Source organism: Microbacterium sp. ET2, assembly GCF_030347395.1.
Classification (GTDB): domain Bacteria; phylum Actinomycetota; class Actinomycetes; order Actinomycetales; family Microbacteriaceae; genus Microbacterium; species Microbacterium albipurpureum.
Genome location: NZ_CP128170.1, coordinates 399,667 through 418,329 on the forward strand (window position 1 = coordinate 399,667; position 18,663 = coordinate 418,329).

The 18,663-nt window shown below is 70.4% G+C and carries 13 protein-coding genes and 1 pseudogene; 7 read left to right on the forward strand and 7 right to left on the reverse strand.

What is annotated here, in order from left to right; genetic code table 11:
* Positions 1-12: 12 nt before the first annotated feature.
* Positions 13-1,209 (reverse strand): Na+/H+ antiporter NhaA, encoded by a 1,197-nt coding sequence (gene nhaA / locus QSU92_RS02030; protein ID WP_289264527.1) that lies wholly within the window; start codon positions 1,207-1,209, stop codon positions 13-15.
* A 131-nt stretch (positions 1,210-1,340) separates the two neighbouring features.
* Here nhaA and QSU92_RS02035 point away from each other — a divergent pair, with 131 nt between their 5' ends.
* Positions 1,341-4,010 (forward strand): phosphoenolpyruvate carboxylase, encoded by a 2,670-nt coding sequence (locus QSU92_RS02035; RefSeq protein WP_289264528.1) that lies wholly within the window; start codon positions 1,341-1,343, stop codon positions 4,008-4,010.
* Here the strand turns inward: QSU92_RS02035 and mfd are convergent.
* Positions 3,995-7,623, reverse strand: a pseudogene (gene mfd / locus QSU92_RS02040) (transcription-repair coupling factor). The gene QSU92_RS02035 and the pseudogene mfd sit on opposite strands and share 16 nt — an antisense overlap.
* A 48-nt stretch (positions 7,624-7,671) precedes the next feature.
* Between mfd and QSU92_RS02045 the strand changes: the two are divergent.
* Positions 7,672-8,175, forward strand: a complete 504-nt coding sequence (locus QSU92_RS02045) for a hypothetical protein (RefSeq protein ID WP_289264529.1) — start codon at positions 7,672-7,674, stop codon at positions 8,173-8,175.
* 10 nt (positions 8,176-8,185) lie between these two features.
* Here QSU92_RS02045 and pth read toward each other — a convergent pair whose 3' ends face one another.
* Together pth and QSU92_RS02055 are read right to left on the reverse strand one after the other, a co-directional pair.
* Positions 8,186-8,770, reverse strand: a complete 585-nt coding sequence (gene pth, locus QSU92_RS02050) for an aminoacyl-tRNA hydrolase (RefSeq protein WP_289264530.1) — start codon at positions 8,768-8,770, stop codon at positions 8,186-8,188.
* A 9-nt stretch (positions 8,771-8,779) separates the two neighbouring features.
* A complete protein-coding gene (locus QSU92_RS02055) occupies positions 8,780-9,445 on the reverse strand; it encodes a 50S ribosomal protein L25/general stress protein Ctc (protein ID WP_289264531.1) in 666 nt (221 codons plus the stop codon).
* A gap of 197 nt (positions 9,446-9,642) precedes the next feature.
* On the opposite strand from QSU92_RS02055, the gene QSU92_RS02060 reads away from it, so the two are divergent.
* The 3 genes from QSU92_RS02060 (at position 9,643) to QSU92_RS02070 (ending at position 12,467) form a co-directional block, all read left to right on the forward strand.
* Entirely contained in the window at positions 9,643-9,798 is a 156-nt protein-coding gene (locus QSU92_RS02060; RefSeq protein ID WP_289264532.1) for a hypothetical protein, read from the forward strand.
* A gap of 232 nt (positions 9,799-10,030) precedes the next feature.
* On the forward strand, positions 10,031-11,443 hold the full coding sequence (gndA, locus tag QSU92_RS02065; protein ID WP_289265790.1) for an NADP-dependent phosphogluconate dehydrogenase: 1,413 nt from the start codon (positions 10,031-10,033) through the stop codon (positions 11,441-11,443).
* A 31-nt stretch (positions 11,444-11,474) separates the two neighbouring features.
* Positions 11,475-12,467 carry an NAD-dependent epimerase/dehydratase family protein gene (locus tag QSU92_RS02070; RefSeq protein ID WP_289264533.1) on the forward strand — a complete coding sequence of 331 codons (993 nt, stop codon included), beginning with the start codon at positions 11,475-11,477 and terminating at the stop codon, positions 12,465-12,467.
* A gap of 6 nt (positions 12,468-12,473) precedes the next feature.
* On the opposite strand, the gene QSU92_RS02075 is transcribed toward QSU92_RS02070, so the two are convergent.
* Positions 12,474-13,199 carry an ABC transporter ATP-binding protein gene (locus QSU92_RS02075; RefSeq protein ID WP_289264534.1) on the reverse strand — a complete coding sequence of 242 codons (726 nt, stop codon included), beginning with the start codon at positions 13,197-13,199 and terminating at the stop codon, positions 12,474-12,476.
* Positions 13,200-13,264: 65 nt separating this feature from the next.
* Positions 13,265-14,737 carry an ABC transporter permease gene (locus tag QSU92_RS02080; protein WP_289264535.1) on the reverse strand — a complete coding sequence of 491 codons (1,473 nt, stop codon included), beginning with the start codon at positions 14,735-14,737 and terminating at the stop codon, positions 13,265-13,267.
* Positions 14,738-14,900: 163 nt separating this feature from the next.
* On the opposite strand from QSU92_RS02080, the gene QSU92_RS02085 reads away from it, so the two are divergent.
* The gene (locus tag QSU92_RS02085; protein WP_289264536.1) at positions 14,901-15,632 is read left to right on the forward strand and encodes a response regulator transcription factor; all 732 of its coding nucleotides are present in this window, start codon (positions 14,901-14,903) and stop codon (positions 15,630-15,632) included.
* Complete coding sequence (locus QSU92_RS02090; protein WP_289264537.1) at positions 15,629-17,113, forward strand: sensor histidine kinase; 1,485 nt, start codon at positions 15,629-15,631, stop codon at positions 17,111-17,113. The genes QSU92_RS02085 and QSU92_RS02090 overlap by 4 nt, the downstream gene beginning before the upstream one ends.
* Here QSU92_RS02090 and QSU92_RS02095 read toward each other — a convergent pair.
* The gene (locus tag QSU92_RS02095; protein WP_422880428.1) at positions 17,100-18,662 is read right to left on the reverse strand and encodes an FAD-dependent oxidoreductase; all 1,563 of its coding nucleotides are present in this window, start codon (positions 18,660-18,662) and stop codon (positions 17,100-17,102) included. The genes QSU92_RS02090 and QSU92_RS02095 overlap by 14 nt on opposite strands.
* Between the last annotated feature and the right edge of the window lies 1 nt (position 18,663).

Sequence of the window (18,663 nt, forward strand, 5' to 3'; positions counted from 1 at the left end):
ACCCCTCGCGGATCAGTGGATGTCCCCCGTCGTCTCAGCCGGCTCGGGGAGCTCCTCGTCGGCGGTCTCGGGAGACACCCGACGATAGTGGCGGGCGCGCTGGGCGACCAGCAGCGCCGCGAGGATGATCGAGATCGCCGACCCCGCGAGGACACCCAGCGTCGCCTCGTCGCGCACGAGGGGGCTGTTGGCGAAGGCGAGTTCGGACAGCAGCAGCGACACGGTGAACCCGATACCGCCCAGCGCCCCGGCGGCCAGGAGGTCGAGGAACGACAGCGGCGGAGTCACGCCGCGGTTGAGAAGCCTCATCGAGATCCAGCTGAAGACGGAGATGCCGATGATCTTGCCCACGGGAAGTGCGACGAGGATGCCCCAGAAGGCCGGGGAGAGCTGGGTCGGCGAGACGGCGGGGATGACGACGAGGGCTGCCGAGAATGCGAACAGCGGCAGGACGAGTCCGTTCACCCACGGCTCGAGGGTGTGGCGTGTGCGAAGCGCCGGCTGCTGAGCCATCGCGATGCCGAGTGCGACGCCGGCGATTGTCGCGTGGACGCCCGACAGGTAGACCAGCACCCAGGTGGCGAGACCGATCACGACGAGCGCGGCGGCGATCGGGATGCGGCCGCGGGTGTCGAGGCGCCGGCTGAGGAAGCCGAAGGCGATCACCAGCAGGGCGGCCACCGCGAGGAGCCCGACGTTGACGTCGGTGGTGAAGAGCACCGCGATGAAGATGATGCCGACGATGTCGTCGAGGATCGCCAGGGCGAGGAGGAAGATCCGGATGCCGGAGGGCAGGCCCTTGCCGAAGACGGCGAGCACGCCCAGGGCGAAGGCGATATCGGTCGCCGTGGGAATCGGCCACCCCTGCGCGGCATCCGACCCTCCGGCGATGAGCACGAAGATCGCGATCGGGATGACGACACCGCCCGCGGCGGCGATCGCCGGCTGGAGTGCTTTCTTCGCCGAGTTCAACTCGCCGCTGGTGAGTTCGTACTGCAGCTCCACGGCGACGACGAAGAAGAAGACCGCCAGCAGGCCGTCCTGGATCCAGTGACCCACCGACATCTCGAACACCCCGGGGATGCCGAGGTAGGTCTCCTTCAGCGCCTGGGCGGCAGGGCCGAGCGGGGAGTTGGCCACGATGAGCGCCGCGGCGGCGGCGGCGAGGAGCACGATGGCGGGGAAACGGGCAGAGCGCAGCAGGGACACAGGCGGTCCTTTCGTCGGTGTCTGGCGAGTACGCTGACGCGCACGCCGACCAGGCTTCCCGGCACACCGTGTCCGATTCTACCGGGCTCTCCTGTGACATACCCGTCACACAGCGGCGATACCGTGGGGGAATGCGCGAACTCACCCAGACGGAGGCCATCGACCTCGTCGGTCGCTACGAGGCGGGGCAGGGCATCCCCGAATCCATGCGTGCCAACGTCCGCCTGCTGGGCGCCCTCCTCGGACAGGTCCTCCGCGAAAGCGGCTCGCCGGGACTCTTCGATGATGTCGAACGCCTGCGGATCGCCACGATCCAGGCGTACACCGATGAGACCGACGAGGCCTTCGCCCGCGCCGCCGAGATCGCCGATTCGTTCTCGGTGACCCGTGCGGACGAGGTCGCCCGGGCCTTCACCTGCTACTTCCACCTGGCCAACCTCGTCGAGGAGCACCAGCGCGTGAGGGTTCTGCGCGAGCGCGACCGCACGCCCGATGCCGACGGGGATTCGATTCCCGCAGCCTTCCGGCGACTGGCCGACGAGGTGGGCGAGGACGCCGCGACCAAGCGCCTGCAGTCACTGCGTTTCCACCCCGTGTTCACCGCACATCCCACCGAGGCGCGTCGTCGGGCGGTGTCGACCAGCATCCGCCGACTCGCCGCCCTTGTCACCGAGCACGAGAGCGCACCGGAGGGCGGCAGCGAACAGCGACGCGCCCGTCGGCGCATGCTGGAGGAGATCGACACCCTCTGGCGGACCGCACCGCTGAGGCATGAGAAGCCCACGCCGACGGATGAGGTCCGCGCGGTCATGGCCGTCTTCGACGAGACCCTCTACACCGCCATCCCTCACGTCTATCGTCGTGTCGACGACGCGCTCCAGGCCGAGCGAGCCGGCAGCGCCGCGCCGCTGGTGCGGCCCTTCGTCCGCATCGGGTCGTGGGTCGGCGGCGACCGGGACGGCAACCCGTTCGTCACCGCGTCGGTGACCCGCAAGGCGGCCGCCATCGCCAGCGAGCACGTGCTGCGCGGGCTCGAGCGCTCTGCCGAGCGAATCGGACGCACCCTGACCCTGGATGCCGCGACCACCCCCCCGAGTCCCGATGCCGTCGCGCTGTGGCAGCGTCTTCGCACCGAGGACGACGACGCGGCAGCGGAGATCGCCGCGCGGTCGCCGGAGGAACCCCATCGGCAGATCCTCCTCATGGTGGCCCGCAAGATCGAGGCCACGAGGCTCCGCAACGCCGACCTGGCCTACAGCGACCCGGAGGAGCTGCACCGTCAGCTCCGCGTGGTGCAGGACTCGCTCGTCGCCGCACGGGCGCCCCGGCAGGCCTACGGACACCTGCAGCAGCTCATCTGGCAGGTGCAGACCTACGGGTTCCACCTCAGCGAGCTGGAGGTGCGCCAGCACTCCGCCGTACACGCGAAGGTGCTCGCCGAGCTCGATGCCGGCCAGCCTCGCTCGGAGCTGACCGAGGAAGTGCTCGACGTCTTCCGGGCGGTGCTCTTCCTCCAGGATCGCTACGGGCCCCGCGCCGCGGGGCGCTACATCGTGTCGTTCACCCAGTCCGCGGATGACCTGGCCGCCGTCCACCGTCTCGCCCGCCACGCCGCGGGACCCGACGGTCGCGTGCCCGTCCTCGACGTCATCCCGCTGTTCGAGACCTTCGCCGACCTCCAAGCCGCCCCGCGGATCCTCGCCGAGATCGCCCTGCACCCCGAGTTCGAAGCCCGGCTGCAGGCGACGGGCAGGCGCATGGAGGTCATGCTCGGCTACTCCGACTCGTCCAAGGACGTCGGACCCGTCGCGGCGACCCTCGCCCTCTACCAGGCGCAGGCGCAGATCTCGGCGTGGGCGCAGGAGAACGGCATCGAGCTGACGCTCTTCCACGGTCGGGGCGGTGCGCTCGGTCGCGGCGGCGGACCGGCGAACTCCGCGATCCTCGCGCAGCCGCCGGGTTCGGTGGACGGGCGCTTCAAGCTCACCGAGCAGGGAGAGGTCATCTTCGCTCGCTACGGTGACCCGGCGATCGCGATGCGTCACATCGATCAGGTGGTCGCGGCGATGCTGCTGGCCTCCTCCCCCTCGATCGAGACACGAAACCACGCCGCCGCCGAGCGGTTCGCCGGCGTGGCCGCGCGCATGGACGAGGCCTCCCGCGCCCGCTTCCTCGAGCTGGTGAAGGCTCCGGGATTCGCCCCGTGGTTCGCCCAGGTCACGCCGATGGAGGAGATCGGCCTCCTGGCTCTCGGCTCCCGGCCGGCCCGGCGCGGCCTGTCGGTGGAGTCGCTCGCCGACCTCCGGGCCATCCCGTGGGTGTTCGCGTGGACGCAGGCGCGCATCAACCTGGCGGGCTGGTTCGGTCTCGGCACGGCCCTCGAGGCCGTCGGCGACGAGGAGGTGCTGCGAAGCGCGTACCAGGAGTGGCCACTGTTCCGGACCCTCATCGACAACGTCGCGATGAGCCTCGCCAAGGCCGACGCGCGAATCGCCCGGCGCTACCTCGACCTCGGCGACCGCGACGACCTCGCCGACCTGGTGATGGGCGAGATGGAGCTCACCCGAGCCTGGGTCGTCCGGGTGACCGGGGGCGCGGAGCTCCTGGGCAACAAGCCGGTGCTTCAGCGGGCGGTGAAGATGCGCAGCCCCTACGTCGATGCGCTGTCACTGCTCCAGCTGCGTGCGCTGCGATCACTCCGGCAGGATGCCGCGGCCGGCTCCCCCGCCGATCCCGAGCAGCAGCGCCTCCTGCTGCTCTCGGTCAGCGGCGTCGCGGCCGGCCTTCAGAACACCGGCTGATCCGCGGCGGCGGGTTCTGCGACCGGCTCGGGCCACAGCTGCGTGAGCAGCTGATCGACCCACGCCAGCAGTTCCGCGCCACCCAGCGGTGCGTCACCGGCGCGCGGAAGGGGCACCACGAGCGCCTCCCCGCCGGCGAGGAGCTTCGCTTTGGGGTGCAGGCGCTGCAACCGCACGCGCATGGAGTCCGGGAGGTCAGCCGGCGCGATGCGCAGGTTCGGTCCCATCGCCACGACGTCGCTGAGGCCCGCACGCGCAGCTTTCCGCCGCAGGCGCGCGACGGCGACGAGGCCGTCGACCTCGGCGGGGGGCTCGCCGTAGCGGTCGCGCAGCTCGTCGATGACCGCGTCGATCGGATCGCGCCCCTCGGCCTCGCGCGAGACCGCCGTGGGCACCGCGGCTGCAGAGAGCTTCTGGTAGGCCTCCAGCCGCAGCCGCTCGCTGTCGATGTAGTCCTCGGGAAGGCGTGCCTGCACCGGCAGCTCGAGCCGCAGCTCGGTGGGACCCTCGGTGTCCTCACCGCGGAAGGTCGCCACCGCCTCGCCGATCATGCGGAGGTAGAGGTCGAAGCCGACGCCCGCGATGTGACCGGCCTGTTCGGCGCCGAGGAGGTTTCCCGCGCCGCGCAGCTCGAGGTCCTTCAACGCCACCTGCATACCGCTGCCCAGGTCGTTGTTGACGGCGATGGTCTCGAGGCGGTCGGCCGCGGTCTCGGACAGCGGCTTCACCTCGTCATAGAGGAAATAGGCGTAGGCGCGCTCGCGGGCCCGGCCCACCCGGCCGCGCAGCTGATGCAGCTGCGACAGCCCGTATTTGTCGGCCCGGTCGATGATGATCGTGTTGGCGTTGGCGATGTCGAGCCCGGTCTCGATGATGGTCGTGCACACCAGCACATCCGCCCTGCGCTCCCAGAAGTCGTCGACGACCTGCTCGAGCTGATGCTCGCCCATCTGCCCGTGGGCGACCGCCACGCGCGCCTCGGGGACGAGCTCGGCGATATGGGCGGCCACGCGCTGGATCGAAGACACCCGGTTGTGCACGTAGAACACCTGCCCCTCGCGCAGGAGCTCCCGCCGGATCGCCGCGGTGATCTGCTTGTCGTTGCGGGCTCCCACATAGGTCAGGATCGGATGCCGGTCCTCGGGCGGTGTCGCGAGGGTCGACATCTCGCGGATGCCGGTCACGGCCATCTCCAGCGTGCGCGGGATCGGCGTGGCGCTCATGGCCAGGATGTCGACATTGGTCTTCAGCTTCTTCAGGGCGTCCTTGTGCTCGACGCCGAACCGCTGCTCCTCATCGATGATCATGAGCCCGAGATCTTTGAAGATCACCCGCTCCGTGAGGATGCGGTGGGTGCCGATGACCATGTCGATCGTTCCGTCGGCCAGGCCCGCGACGATCTCCTTGGCCTGCTTGTCGGTCTGGAACCGCGACAGGGCGCGCACCTTCACCGGGAATCCGGCGAAGCGCTCGGTGAAGGTCTCGAGGTGCTGCTTGACCAGGAGGGTGGTCGGTACCAGCATGGCGACCTGCTTGCCGTCCTGGATCGCCTTGAAAGCCGCCCGCACCGCCACCTCGGTCTTGCCGAAGCCGACATCGCCCGAGAGCAGTCGGTCCATGGGGATGGGCTTTTCCATGTCGGCCTTGATCTCGTCGATCGTCTGGAGCCTGGTCCGGCGTCTCGGCGAACGGGAAGGCTTCCTCGAGCTCGCGCTGCCAGGGCGTGTCGGGTCCGAAGGCGTGGCCTCGCGCCGCCATCCGTGCGGAGTAGAGCTTGACCAGCTCCACGGCGATGTCGCGCACCGCCTTGCGAGCACGCCCCTTGGCCTGGGCCCAGTCGCTGCCGCCCATCTTCGACAGAGTGGGTGCCTCACCGCCGACGTATTTCGACAGCAGGTCGAGCTGGTCGGTGGGCACGAAGAGCTTGTCGCCGGGGTACCCGCGCTTGGAGGGCGCGTATTCGAGCACCAGGTACTCCCGGACACTCTTGACGGCGTTGCGGCCGCCGCTGGACACCTCTCGCTGGGTGAGCTCGACGAAGCGGCCGATGCCGTGGGTGGCGTGGACGACGTGATCGCCGGTCTTCAGCTGGAGCGGGTCGACGACGTTGCGCCGACGCGACGCGAGCTTCTTGACCACCCGCGTATCCCCGCCGATGGTGCGGCCGTAGAACTCCGACTCGGTCAGCACCGACAGCTGCGCCTCGGCGACTTCGAATCCGCGCTCGAGCGAACAGGCGACCACCTGGGCGACGCCCGGCTCGGGAGCATCGTCGATGGTGTCCACACGCCGGGCGGCGAGGCCGCGCTCGGCGAGCACATCGCGGGCGCGCTCGACGAGCCCGCCGCCGGAGGCCATGACGACGACCCGCCACCCGGCGCGGAGCCTCTCGGCGACATGGCTGACCGCGCCGTCGACATTGCCCTGGAAGGAGGGGACGGATGTCGCGGCGACACGGGTGACGCCGGTCTCACCCGGCTGCAGCAGTCCTTCGGCCGAGGCGTCGGCGGCCCCGGAATCGAAAGAGCCTCAGGCTCCACCACACGCCCTCGCGCTCGGCGACGACATCCCGCAGCCTCGGGAGCGGGACGAAGTCGCCGGCACCGAGGTCGATGGGCGACTCGGCTCCCGAGGTGGCCGCGTTCCACGCGGCATCCAGGAACTCCCTGTTGGTGTCGCTGAGAGTGGTCGCCCGTGTCACCGCGCGCTCAGGGTCGACCAGGGCGACCGCGGTGCCCCGGGGGAAGTAGTCCACCAGGGTGACCAGCTGATCGACCACAGCCGGCATCAGCGATTCCATCCCCTCGACGGGGATGCCCTCGGCCATCTTCTCGAGCATGCCGCGCAACCCCGGGAACTCGTCCTTGAGCTGACGAGCCCGGTCGCGGACGGCCTCGGTGAGGATCAGCTCGCGACTGGCCAGCAGGCTCACCGCGGTGACCTCACCCGGCAGGGAGCGCTGGTCGGCGACGGAGAACGCGCGGATCTGGTCGACCTCGTCGCCGAAGAACTCCACGCGGTAGGGGTGCTCGGCGGTGGGAGGGAAGACGTCGAGGATGCCGCCGCGCAGGGCGAATTCGCCGCGCCGCGAGACCATGTCGACGCGGTGGTAGGCGCGCTCGACGAGCATCGCGGCGACCTGGCCGAGGTCGTGGCCGCGCTCGCCGACCGCGAGTTCGATCGGCGTCGCCTCATCCAGCCCTGCGGCCAGCGGCTGCACCGCCCCGCGGACGGAGGCCGTGACGACGAGCGTGTCGTCCGCGTGCAGCCGCGCGAGCCGGCCGAGGACGTCGAGACGTCGCCCCACGATTTCGGGCGTGGGGCTCAGCCGCTCGTGCGGCAGCGTCTCCCACGCGGGGAAATGGCGCACCTCGGCGTGAGGAAGAAGCGCCTGCAGGGCCGGTCCCAGCGTCTCAGCCCGACGACCGGTGGGCGCGATCGCCAGCAGCACCGCGGGCTTGCCTGCTGCGCGACGTCGCTCGAGGAGCGCCGCGAGAAGCGGCGCATCGACCCCTTCGACCACCGAGTACTCGGCGTCGGCCACGCCGGCGGTCACCGCCTCCCGGAAGGAGTCAGCCTGCTCGAGGGCGCGCACGATCCCGGGAATTGTCACCGGAGAAGTCTACGGTCGCCCGCCGACATCGGCTCCTAGGATGTCAGCGTGAGCACACCCTCCACCCCCGGCGGCTACGCCCCGCCGCCCGGCTACGCACCGCCCGCGGGATACCTCCCCCCGGCGGGCCCCGCCCACGGAGCGGGATGGGCCCCCTCGCAGCCGAAACCGGCACGCGGCGTCGCCCTCGGGCTGACGGCCTTCCTCCTGGCCCTGGGCGCGGCGGTCCTCGCCCCCGCGGCGGGTGGAATCGGCGGCTACTTCATCGGCGCCGGAACCGGCGAGCGTCTCATGGCCGGCACCCTGGGCACGGACTTCGACTGGTCGCTGCTGAGCCCCGTGCGCGACTGGGTCCTGCTGGCCGAGATCGGCTTCTGGGCCGGAACGGTCCTCGGCCTCTGGGCGATCGTGCAGGGGATCATCGCCATCGCCCGCCGTGCCGGGCGCGGGTGGGGCATCGCGGCTGTGGTCGTGGCGGCGCTCGGACCCGTGGTCTTCGGGTTGACGCTCCAGGCGGTGATCGTGGCGGGGCTCGCGGCGGCCGCGAGCTGACGTCCGCGCGTCAGGTGCGGGGAGCGTGGAAGCGCTGCTGAGCCGCGACCAGTCCGTGTTCGATGATGTCTTCGACCGCGTCGGCGGCATCGGAGACCAGCAGCGACACGGCGTCGCGGTCACCGGCGGGGAAGGGCTGGAGAACCCAGTCCGCCGCGTCCTGCCGTCCTGGCGGACGGCCGATCCCCACCCGCACCCGGGTGAAGTCGGGGTAACCGAGCGCCGCGGCCACGTCACGGACGCCGTTGTGACCACCGTGCCCGCCGCCGGCCTTCAGTCGCACGGTGTCGAACGGGATGTCGAGCTCGTCGTGGACGACCACGATGCGCTCGCGCTCGGTCCGGTAGAAGCGGGCCAGCTGCGAGACCGGACCGCCCGACACGTTCATGAACGAGTTGGGCTTGGCGAGGATGAGCTTCGCCCCGCCGGGGCGCAGCCACGTCTCCGCGACGCGCGCATGGGCGCGATGGGCCCGGAAGGGGGCGTCGCGCCTGCCGGCCAGCTCGTCGAGGACGAGCTGGCCGACGTTGTGGCGTGTGCGTTCGTAGCGCGGCCCCGGGTTTCCGAGCCCCACCACGAGCCACGTGTCCGGCATGGCCGGTGATTACTCGCTGTCGGAGGCCTCGTCGCCCGACGCCTCGCCCTCGCCCTGCTCGGAGTCCTCGGCCTGCTCGGCGGCGACCTCGGCGTCGGCCTCGGCGATCTCCTCTTCGGCGATGAGGGTGGACACCGGAACGGCGATCGCCACGACGAGGACGTCGGCGTCGGTCACCAGCGTCGCGCCGCGGGGCAGGGAGAGGTCGCCCGCGGTGATGTGGCTGCCGTCCTCGAGGCCCTCGACATCGACCTCGACGGTCTCGGGGATGTGCGTGGCCTCGACCTCGAGCGACACGGTGGCCGCGTCGAGGTTCGCGATGGTGCCGGCGAAGGGCTCGCCGGTGATGATGACGGGGACGTCGACCTGGACCTTCTCGCCCTTCTTGACCACGAGCAGGTCGATGTGCTCGATGATCTGGTGCACCGGGTCCTTCTGCACGTCCTTCACGAGCGCGAGCTGCGACACGCCGTCGACCTGGAGGTCGAGCACGGCGTTGGCGCGGCGGATCAGCAGCGCGGTCTGGTGGCCGGGCAGCGCGAGGTGCACGGGGTCGGTGCCGTGGCCGTAGAGGACGGCGGGGATCTTGCCGGCGGCACGGAGGCGGCGGGCGAAACCCTTGCCGAAGTTCTCGCGGCGCTCGGCGGCGACGGTGGTGTCGGTCTCGGTGGGCATGGTGTTCTCCTCGCAGGCTCTCGCCTGTCGTATCGGCCTCGCGGGGCCTGGATCTGGGTCTGGGTCGACTCGAACGCGAGCGCGTGAGGAAAACGAGCCTTCACACCCCCGTCGATCACGGATCCGCGCCGCGGCCTGCGCAGACGGGATCCCTCGCCGAAGTCCAGTGGGAGAGTCTACCAGCGACCGGCGATAGCATGGGAGACACTGCCATCCCGACGGAGGACACCATGGAATACGGCTTTCTCTCGCACGTGCTCGTCTGGGTCGTCGGGGCCATCACGGCAGTCGGTGCCGTCGGCGCGGTCCTGGCGATCTTCTCCATGGCGCGCACGGCCTATCGCAAGGACTGACCCCGGCACCGCAGTCGGGCGATCGGGGTGAACCCGATAACCTGAAACGGTGACCGATCCTTCCCGCTCGACGAAGATCTCCACCGACCGCGACGACCAGCCCGGGTCGACCGAGGAACACGAGGGGGCACCCGCCCCCGAGGACGTGCCTCGCCCCCGGGCCGAGGCAGGGGTCGCCGCCCCCTCCGACTCCGCCGCCATCGCCAACATCGGGGTCGTGGGACTGGCCGTCATGGGCTCGAATCTCGCCCGCAATCTCGCCAGCCGCGAGGGCAACTCGGTCGCGGTGTTCAACCGCAGCCGCGAGAAGACCGACCACCTGCTCGAGGCTCACCCCGAGGCGGGCTTCGTGGCGACGTTCTCCTACGAGGAGTTCGCCGCCGCCCTGTCCACCCCCCGGACGGCGATCATCATGGTCAAGGCCGGCCGCGGAACCGACGCCGTGATCGACGAACTCGTCCGCGTCTTCGAGCCGGGCGACATCATCGTCGACGGCGGCAATGCGCTGTTCAGCGACACCATCCGCCGCGAGAAGGCCGTTCGCGAGACCGGCATCAACTTCGTCGGCATGGGCGTCTCCGGCGGCGAGGAGGGAGCTCTGCTCGGCCCGTCGCTCATGCCGGGCGGCTCCGACGAATCATGGGTGACGCTCGGCCCGATCCTGCGGTCCATCGCGGCCGTGGCCGAGGGCGAGCCCTGCGTCACGCACGTGGGGCATGACGGTGCCGGTCACTTCGTGAAGATGATCCACAACGGCATCGAGTACGCCGACATGCAGCTGATCGCCGAGGCGTACGACCTCATCCGGCGGGGCACCGGCAAGTCGCCCGCCGAGATCGCCGACGTGTTCGCCGAGTGGAACCGCGGTGAGCTCGAGTCGTACCTCATCGAGATCACCGCCGAGGTGCTCCGACAGAACGACGCCACGTCGCAGCGTCCCCTGGTGGACGTGATCCTCGATCAGGCCGGCGCGAAGGGCACCGGCGCATGGACGGTGCAGACCGCCCTGGATCTCGGCGTTCCCGTATCGGGCATCGCCGAGGCGGTCTTCGCCCGCTCGCTGTCGTCGCACCCCGACCAGCGGCAGGCTGCCGCCGGACTCCCGGGGCCCGCGGAGGACGCCGTCGGATCCTCCATCACCGATCCGGACGCCTTCATCGAGCAGGTGCGGCTGGCCCTGTACGCGTCGAAGATCGTCGCCTACTCGCAGGGCTTCGACGCCATCCGTGCCGGTGCCGCCCAGTACGGCTGGAAGATCGACCTGGGCGCGGTGTCGCGCATCTGGCGCGGCGGGTGCATCATCCGCGCGCAGTTCCTCAACCGCATCGCAGACGCCTACGCCGAGACGGCAGACCTTCCGGTGCTGCTCGCCGCACCCTACTTCGTCGAGGCGCTGGGCCGCGCCCAGGATTCCTGGCGGCACATCGTCGCGACGGCGGCGACGGCAGGCATCCCCGCGCCCGCGTTCTCGTCGTCCCTGGCGTATTACGACGGCTTGCGCGCTCCCCGTCTCCCGGCAGCGCTCATCCAGGGTCAGCGCGACTTCTTCGGCGCCCACACGTACCGCCGCATCGACCGGGAGGGCACCTTCCACACACTCTGGTCGGGCGACCGTTCCGAGGTCACGGCCGAAGACACGCACTGATCGCTCCCGTCCCTCGGACTAGGGTCGGAGGATGACTCGACGCATCCTCTTCCTCGGCGGTACCGGCACCATCAGCGCGTCCTGCGTGCGACGGGCGGTGGCGCGCGGTGACGAGGTCACCGTCGTCAACCGGGGAACGGGCCGGCGTGCGCTTCCCCCGCAGGTGCGGACGCTGACGGCAGACCTGCGCGACCCCGAGGCTGTTCGGGCTGCGATCGGGTCGGAGGAGTTCGACGTCGTCCTGCAGTTCCTGGCGTTCACGCCCGAGCACGTCCAGGCCGATCTGGAGCTCTTCGAGGGGCGTGCAGGTCAGTACGTGTTCGTCAGCTCCGCATCGGCCTACCAGAAGCCGCCGGTGCGCCTGCCGGTGACCGAGTCGACGCCACTGCGCAATCCCTTCTGGCAGTACTCGCGCGACAAGATCGCGTGCGAGGACCTGCTCGTGGCGGCGTATCGCGAGCGCGGCTTCCCCGCCACCATCGTGCGCCCGTCGCACACCTACGACGAGCAGCTTCTTCCGACCCTGGGGGGATGGACCGACATCGCTCGGATGCGAGCGGGGCGACCGGTCGTCGTGCACGGCGACGGAACGAGCCTGTGGACCATCACGCACAGCGACGACGTCGCAGTGGCGATCATCGGGCTTGCAGGTCACCCGGACGCCCTCGGCGAGGCCTTCACGGTCACCGGCGACCACGCTCCGAGCTGGAACCGCATCTACGGGTGGCTGGCCGATGCAGCCGGTGTCGACTCCCCCGACCTCGTGCACGTCGCATCCGAGACGATCGCCGCCTTCGCGCCCGACCTCGGTCCCGGCCTGGTCGGCGACAAGGCGCACTCCATGATCTTCGACAACGCCAAAGTCACCGCTCTGGTGCCGGAGTTCGGCACCACGATCACCTTCGATGAGGGCGCCCGGCAGATCGTGGCGTTCTACGACGCGCATCCCGACCACCGAAAGGTCGACGCGGACCGCGATGCGCTTTTCGATCGCATCGCGGCCCATGCCCGACAGGCGGGGTGACCACCTTCACCGCGTGATGTCGCGGACCACTCCCTTCTCCAGGCGGAGCCGACGGCGGGCGCGCCCCGCCACCGCGGAATCGTGCGTGACCACGATGAGCGTGAGCCCCTCGTCATTCAGTCGCTGGAGGACGCCGAGGATCTCATCTCTCATACTCTCGTCGAGGTTGCCTGTCGGCTCGTCGGCGAGGAGAACCCGGGGGCGCTTGACGATGGCCCGCGCGATCGCGACGCGCTGCTGCTGACCGCCGGAGAGCTCGCCCGGGCGGTGACCCGCCCGCTCCGCGAGGCCGACCCGGCTCAGCGCCTCGCTCACACGCCGGGACCTTTCGGTGGCGGGGAGGCGCAACGGCTCGAGGGCCATGTCCACGTTCTCGCTCGCGGTGAGGGTCGGGATGAGGTTGAACCCCTGGAACACGAAACCGATCTCGTGCGCACGGATGCGACCGAGGCGGCGGTTTTCCGCGGTGGCGAGATCGAGCTCGCCGAGATGCACCGACCCGCTGCTCGGGCGGTCGAGGGCGCCGAGCAGCTGCAGCAGCGTCGACTTCCCCCCTCCCGTGGGTCCCTGGATCGTGATGAAGTCCCCTGCCTCGATCTCCAGATCGACCTGGACGAGCGCGGCGACCTCTCGTCCCTTCTGGGAATACGTGCGGGTGACGCCGTTCAGGCGGTAGAGCGCCGCCGATGTCGAGTCGGTCGCAGTCGTCTGAACTGGGTTGTCGAGGGTCATGACGGGGTCTCCTGTCTGAGGTGTCGGGGCAAGGGATGAGAGATGAGGGCGCTGGTCGGACACGGTCAGCCCACCGACCTCAGGGCTTCGGCCGGGCTCAGACGGGCGGCTCGCCATCCGCCGAAGGCACCGGCGACGAGACCGCCGAGGATCGAGATGCCGACGGCGGCGAGGATCACCCAGAGCGTGACCGGAGCCTGGAGGACCACGTCGGCGGCCGCCGAGGTCATCGCCTCTCCGAAGCCCCCGCCGCCCGGTCCTCCCGGACCGACGACGCCCTCGGGACCGGTCGTGGTCTGGGCGGTGCTCGTCGAGGAGATCGTCGGGGCGATGAGATTGACCACGAGGATGCCCGCCAGGCCCAGGGCGACGCCCACCCCTCCCCCGATGATTCCCTGGACCGCCGACTCGCCGGCCACCTGACCGACGACGCGGCCGTTGGACCACCCGATGGCCTTGAGCGTGCCGAATTCCCGCGTGCGCCGGGATACACCCGAGATCGTGAACAGGACGGCGAGGGCGAGCGCAACGGCGAGGACGATGAGTGACAGCCAGGTGCCGAGGTTGGTGATCAGTGAAGCGGCGCTGGAGAGCGACCCCGACACCGTGGCGGCGAGATCGGACTGGGAACTCACCGTGGCGTCGGGAAGCTCGTCCTGCAGGGCCGTCTGGATGGTGCTGATCGCATCGGACGACGCGGCCTGCACGTAGATGATCGAGACGACGTCGCCCGCTCCGGAGAGCTCCTGAGCCACATCGAGCGGAATGTAGACGTTGGCGGCGGTGTCGGCTTCGTCCGAGGTCGACGCGACGATGCCCACGATCTCGAAGTCGGTGCCGCCGATCTCGATGGTGTCTCCGACGCCGAGCTCCTCGCTCGAGGCGTAGGTTGCGTCGAGCACGGCGACATCCTGACCGGCGTCGTCGACAGCCAGCGTGCGGCCGTCCGTGATGTCGACGGCGGACGTGGGTCCGATCCCCTCGGCGCCGGGCTCCAATCCGAGGACGGTGAAGGAGTTCAGGTCGAAGGATCCTCCGCCGAAGCCCCCGCCTCCGCCGTCGGACTGCTGGGGTGGCTGCCCTTGCATCGTCGTGTCGTCGCCGGTGCCGCTCGGCGGCTCGGGAAGCTCGCCCGAGAAGGTCGTGTTGGTCAGGCTCAGCGCGCCCACAGCCGAGGCGACGCCGTCGGTCGCCGTCACGGTCTCCACCGTCGAGGCGTCGAGGGTCGATCGGAGGGGCTCGGTCATCAGGCGCGACTGATCCAGTCGCGTTGTGCCGTCCTCGCCGGTCTGACCGCCCTCTTCGTCGAAGTCGAATTGGGCGCCGCTCTGGCCCGGTTCCGCCGTGCCCCCGGTCACCGTGAGGTCGGTGCCGACGCCGTAGACGGTCTCCAGCGCCTGCGCCTGTGCGTCGCGCACACCGGCCGCCAACGAGGTGACGATCATCACCAGGGCGATGGCCAGCGCGAGGCCGGCGGCGACGATGATGGTCTGTCTCTTGCGCCCGGCGAGCTCTCGCCGGAGGTAGGTCGCGTACATGGGTCTCCTCTCGCCGGGCTGCGGTCCCGGCCGTCACGCCGACGCTAGGGACCTCGGTGAAGAGCACCGTTGGCAGGGGGTATGGGATTGCTATGGATGACTCTCAGCCGGCGCATAGCCGACGCCATAGGAAATCCATAGCTGAGCCCGCACACTGGGGAGCATGACGACCCTCGCCTCCTCTGCCCTCCGCCGCCCCGATGGGCAGGCGCTCCGACTCCTCGTCGTCGATGACGAGCAGATGCTGACCGACCTGCTCTCGATGGCTCTTCGGATGGAAGGATGGGAGGTCAAGACGGCGTCCTCGGGCTTCGAGGCTCTCCAGGCGGCACGCGACTTCCGCCCCGACGCGATGGTGCTCGACATCATGATGCCCGACCTCGACGGGATGTCGGTGCTGCAGCGGCTGCGCGCCTCCGGCGACGACGTGCCCGTGCTGTTCCTCACCGCGAAGGACGCCGTGTCGGATCGCGTCGCGGGGCTCACTGCCGGCGGCGACGACTACGTCACCAAGCCGTTCAGCCTGGAGGAGGTCGTCGCGCGGCTGCGTGGACTCATGAGGCGCGCCGGAACGGCCCAGACCGCCGAGGACGAGCCGATCCTCCGGGTCGGCGACCTGTCGCTGAATGAGGACAGCCACGAGGTCGAGCGTGCCGGGACGGAGATCGAGCTGACCGCCACCGAGTTCGAGCTGCTGCGGTTCCTGATGCGCAATCAGCGACGCGTGGTCTCCAAGGCCCAGATCCTCGATCGGGTGTGGAACTACGACTTCGGCGGGCGCTCCAGCGTCGTCGAGCTCTACATCTCCTACCTCCGCAAGAAGATCGACCAGGGCCAGGAACCCCTCATCCACACCGTCCGCGGCGTCGGGTACATGATCAAGGCCCCCCAGTGAGGCGGCCCCGACACCCGTGGACCCTCCAGCGACGGCTGATCGTCACGATCGCCGCCATCGTGTCGCTCATTCTGATCCTGGTCGGCGTCGCCACCTCCGCCATCCTCGGATCCGTGCTGGAGCGGAGTCTGGACAGCCAGGTCGAGGCGACCGCGAACCGCGCCGCCACCTGGATCCGGCCGCTGATCGGCAGCGGAGCGACCGCCGCCGACATCCTGGGGGAACAGGCTCCGCAGCCGGGTTTTCTTCTCGTGGTCGGCGATCCCGTCACGGGTGAGACCACCGCGGCAGCCACCGACGACCGCGGGCGCGTGGTCGAACTCAGCGACGCCCAGATCTCCGAGCTGGTCGAGCGCCTCGACACCGCGGGGCCTGCGGTGACCGCTCTCGACGGAGTCGGCACGTATCGACTCGCAAACGTTCCCGCCTCCCCCGCCATCGTCGTCGTCGGCATCTCGCGTACCGCCGTGGCGACCACCATCGGCGAGATGCTCCTGACGATCGCCCTCCTCACGGTCGGTGGACTGCTGCTGCTTGCCGTTGCGACGGCGTGGACGGTGCGGGCCGGCTTGGCTCCCCTCCGCTCCGTCGCCGAGACCGCCCGCCGTGTCGCGGCGCTCCCCCTCGACCAGGGCGAGGTCTCGATCCGCGACCGTGTCCCCGATGCCGAGGCCGACCCGCGCACGGAGATCGGCCAGGTCGGGCAGGCGCTGAACACCCTTCTCGACCATGTGTCGACGTCGCTGACCGCCCGGCAGCGCAACGAGGAGCGGATGCGTTCCTTCGTCGCCGACGCCAGTCACGAGCTGCGCACGCCGCTGGCATCGATCCGCGGCTATTCCGAGCTGTCGCTGCGCGCCCTGGAACGCGGGCACGACGGCGGAGCGCTCGACACCGCCGAAGCGTCGCTCGAGCGCATTCAGAGCCAGTCGCTGCGCATGACGTCACTCGTCGAGGATCTGCTCCTGCTCGCCCGCCTGGACGAGGGACAGGAGCTCGTGTACGCAGCGGTGGATCTGTCGCAGCTGGCCGTCGAGGCCCTCGGCGACGCGCAGGCGGCAGGACCCGAGCATCACTGGGTCGCCGACGTCGGCGAAGATCCGGTCGTCGTGGCCGGGGATGCACGTCGCCTGCACCAGGTGATGGCGAACCTCCTCGGCAACGCCCGGATCCACACCCCGGCGGGCACCACCGTGCGCGTGTCGATCAGCCGAGACCGTTCCGACGCCGTGGTCCGGGTGCACGACGACGGGCCCGGGATCGACCCGGCGATCGCCGACGATCTGTTCGAGCGTTTCGCCCGAGCCGACCGGTCGCGGGCGCGGAACACCGGCGGCACGGGCCTCGGCCTGTCGATCGCCCGGGCGATCGTGATCGCGCACGGCGGCACCCTCGCCGTCACCAGCACGCCGGGTGACACGACGTTCGAGATCCGGCTGCCTGCCCGCCCCGAGCATCCCCCGGAGGTCAGTACCCGCTGAACGCGTCGGTCGTCAGCGACCGGGCCCGTCGGAGCGCCGGGGCGAGCTCGGCGATGAGGCCGGCGGGGCCCGAGACGAATGCGTGGCGGGCAGAGATGTCGGGAACGACGCCCAGCAGACCGTCGGCGTCCAGCCGCACTCCGCGCGCCCACCGCCAGTGCGGCGGCAGGTCGGCGGGAGCCCCGCGGGTGAAGACGATGACGGGCACCCCCGAAGCGGCGATCTCTTCGCGGTAGGCGAGCTCGGCGGCATCCGAAGCGACATAGACGAGCACGATGTCGCGATCCTCGTCCGCCAGGCGGTGGTGCCGCAGCTGGGAGACGAACGGCGTGATCCCGATGCCGGCGGCGACCAGGAGCACCGGAGCCGCGGTGCTCCTCGGCAGCACGAAGTCGCCCCACACCCCCGTGACCGCCAGCTCTCGCCCGGCTGCGGTCTCGGCGAGCGCGCGCTTGAAGCTCGACGGGGTGCCTGTGGCGGGCTCGCGGTAGGCGATCTTCAGTTCGGGAAGGTCTTCGGGCGCCGACGCGATGCTGAACTCCCGGCGCGTGCCCCGCGCGTCGGCGCGACGATGCGGCACATCGAGCTCGAGGTACTGACCCGGGGCGAAGGAGAGCGGACCCGATACGCGGAAGGTGAGCTCGCGCACGGTCGGGCTCAGGTGCGCGCGCTCCTGCAGCCGAAGCCGCTGCGCGGCCCGGACAGCGAGGAAGAACGCGAGCAGGTTTCCGATGAGAAGGGCCCGCTCCTGGCCGAGACTGAATGACCCGATGACGATCGGCCATCCCGCCAGCGCCCCGACCACGAGCGCGACGAGCAGCTGCTGCCACCGCCTCGGCGGGAGGGTGAGGGGTTCGGAGAGCATGAATGCGCCGAGGAAGAGGAACGGCGAGGAGAACACCACCTGCGGAAGGATGTCGCCGAGCGCGACCGGGGCGCCGAGTGCGGCGTACTGCGAGAAGACCCGGACGAGCGCGACCCCGACGGCCACGACGAGGAACAGCGCAGCGATCCGCAGCTTCTCCGCACGCCACAGCACGGCGATCCCGAGGATGATCACGGGCGCGGCCAGCACCGGGCTTCCCACCCACCACGCCGATGCCCCGAGCGCCGGAACCCAGATGCTGAGGAGGGTCAGCGCCGACGCTCCCGTCGCGGCGGGATTGAGGATGTGGCGCCCCCTCCAGGCCAGGAGGTACTTCGACACGGCCGCGATCGCGCCGGCCAGCGCAGCGCCGAGCAGCAGGAGCGGATCCAGCGACGGGCGCAGGACGAAGAGGAGGATGCCCGCCGTGATGAGCGAAGACTCCCACCGCCACGGCAGGCGCAGCACGCGCTGGGCGGCGAGGTCGACCGCGACGCAGACGACGACGAGCACGACGGCGGTGCCGAGGATCTCGAGCGGGGTCTGCGCGAGCGCTCCGAAGAACGCCAGGACGACGGCGACGGCGGTGAGCGCGCCGAGCGCGAGCAGCACGACGCGATACATCGAGAAGCGACCGAGGACCGCGAAGACGCGGGCGGTGACGGCGCGCACACCGGCGGTCAGG

Coding starts and splice junctions, on each gene's coding strand:
- QSU92_RS02035 (WP_289264528.1), top strand. CDS start 1,341: ATGCGCGAACTCACCCAGACGGAGGCCATCGACCTCGTCGGTCGCTAC.
- pth (WP_289264530.1), bottom strand. CDS start 8,770: ATGCCGGACACGTGGCTCGTGGTGGGGCTCGGAAACCCGGGGCCGCGC.
- QSU92_RS02055 (WP_289264531.1), bottom strand. CDS start 9,445: ATGCCCACCGAGACCGACACCACCGTCGCCGCCGAGCGCCGCGAGAAC.
- QSU92_RS02060 (WP_289264532.1), top strand. CDS start 9,643: ATGGGAGACACTGCCATCCCGACGGAGGACACCATGGAATACGGCTTT.
- gndA (WP_289265790.1), top strand. CDS start 10,031: ATGGGCTCGAATCTCGCCCGCAATCTCGCCAGCCGCGAGGGCAACTCG.
- QSU92_RS02070 (WP_289264533.1), top strand. CDS start 11,475: ATGACTCGACGCATCCTCTTCCTCGGCGGTACCGGCACCATCAGCGCG.
- QSU92_RS02075 (WP_289264534.1), bottom strand. CDS start 13,199: ATGACCCTCGACAACCCAGTTCAGACGACTGCGACCGACTCGACATCG.
- QSU92_RS02080 (WP_289264535.1), bottom strand. CDS start 14,737: ATGTACGCGACCTACCTCCGGCGAGAGCTCGCCGGGCGCAAGAGACAG.
- QSU92_RS02085 (WP_289264536.1), top strand. CDS start 14,901: ATGACGACCCTCGCCTCCTCTGCCCTCCGCCGCCCCGATGGGCAGGCG.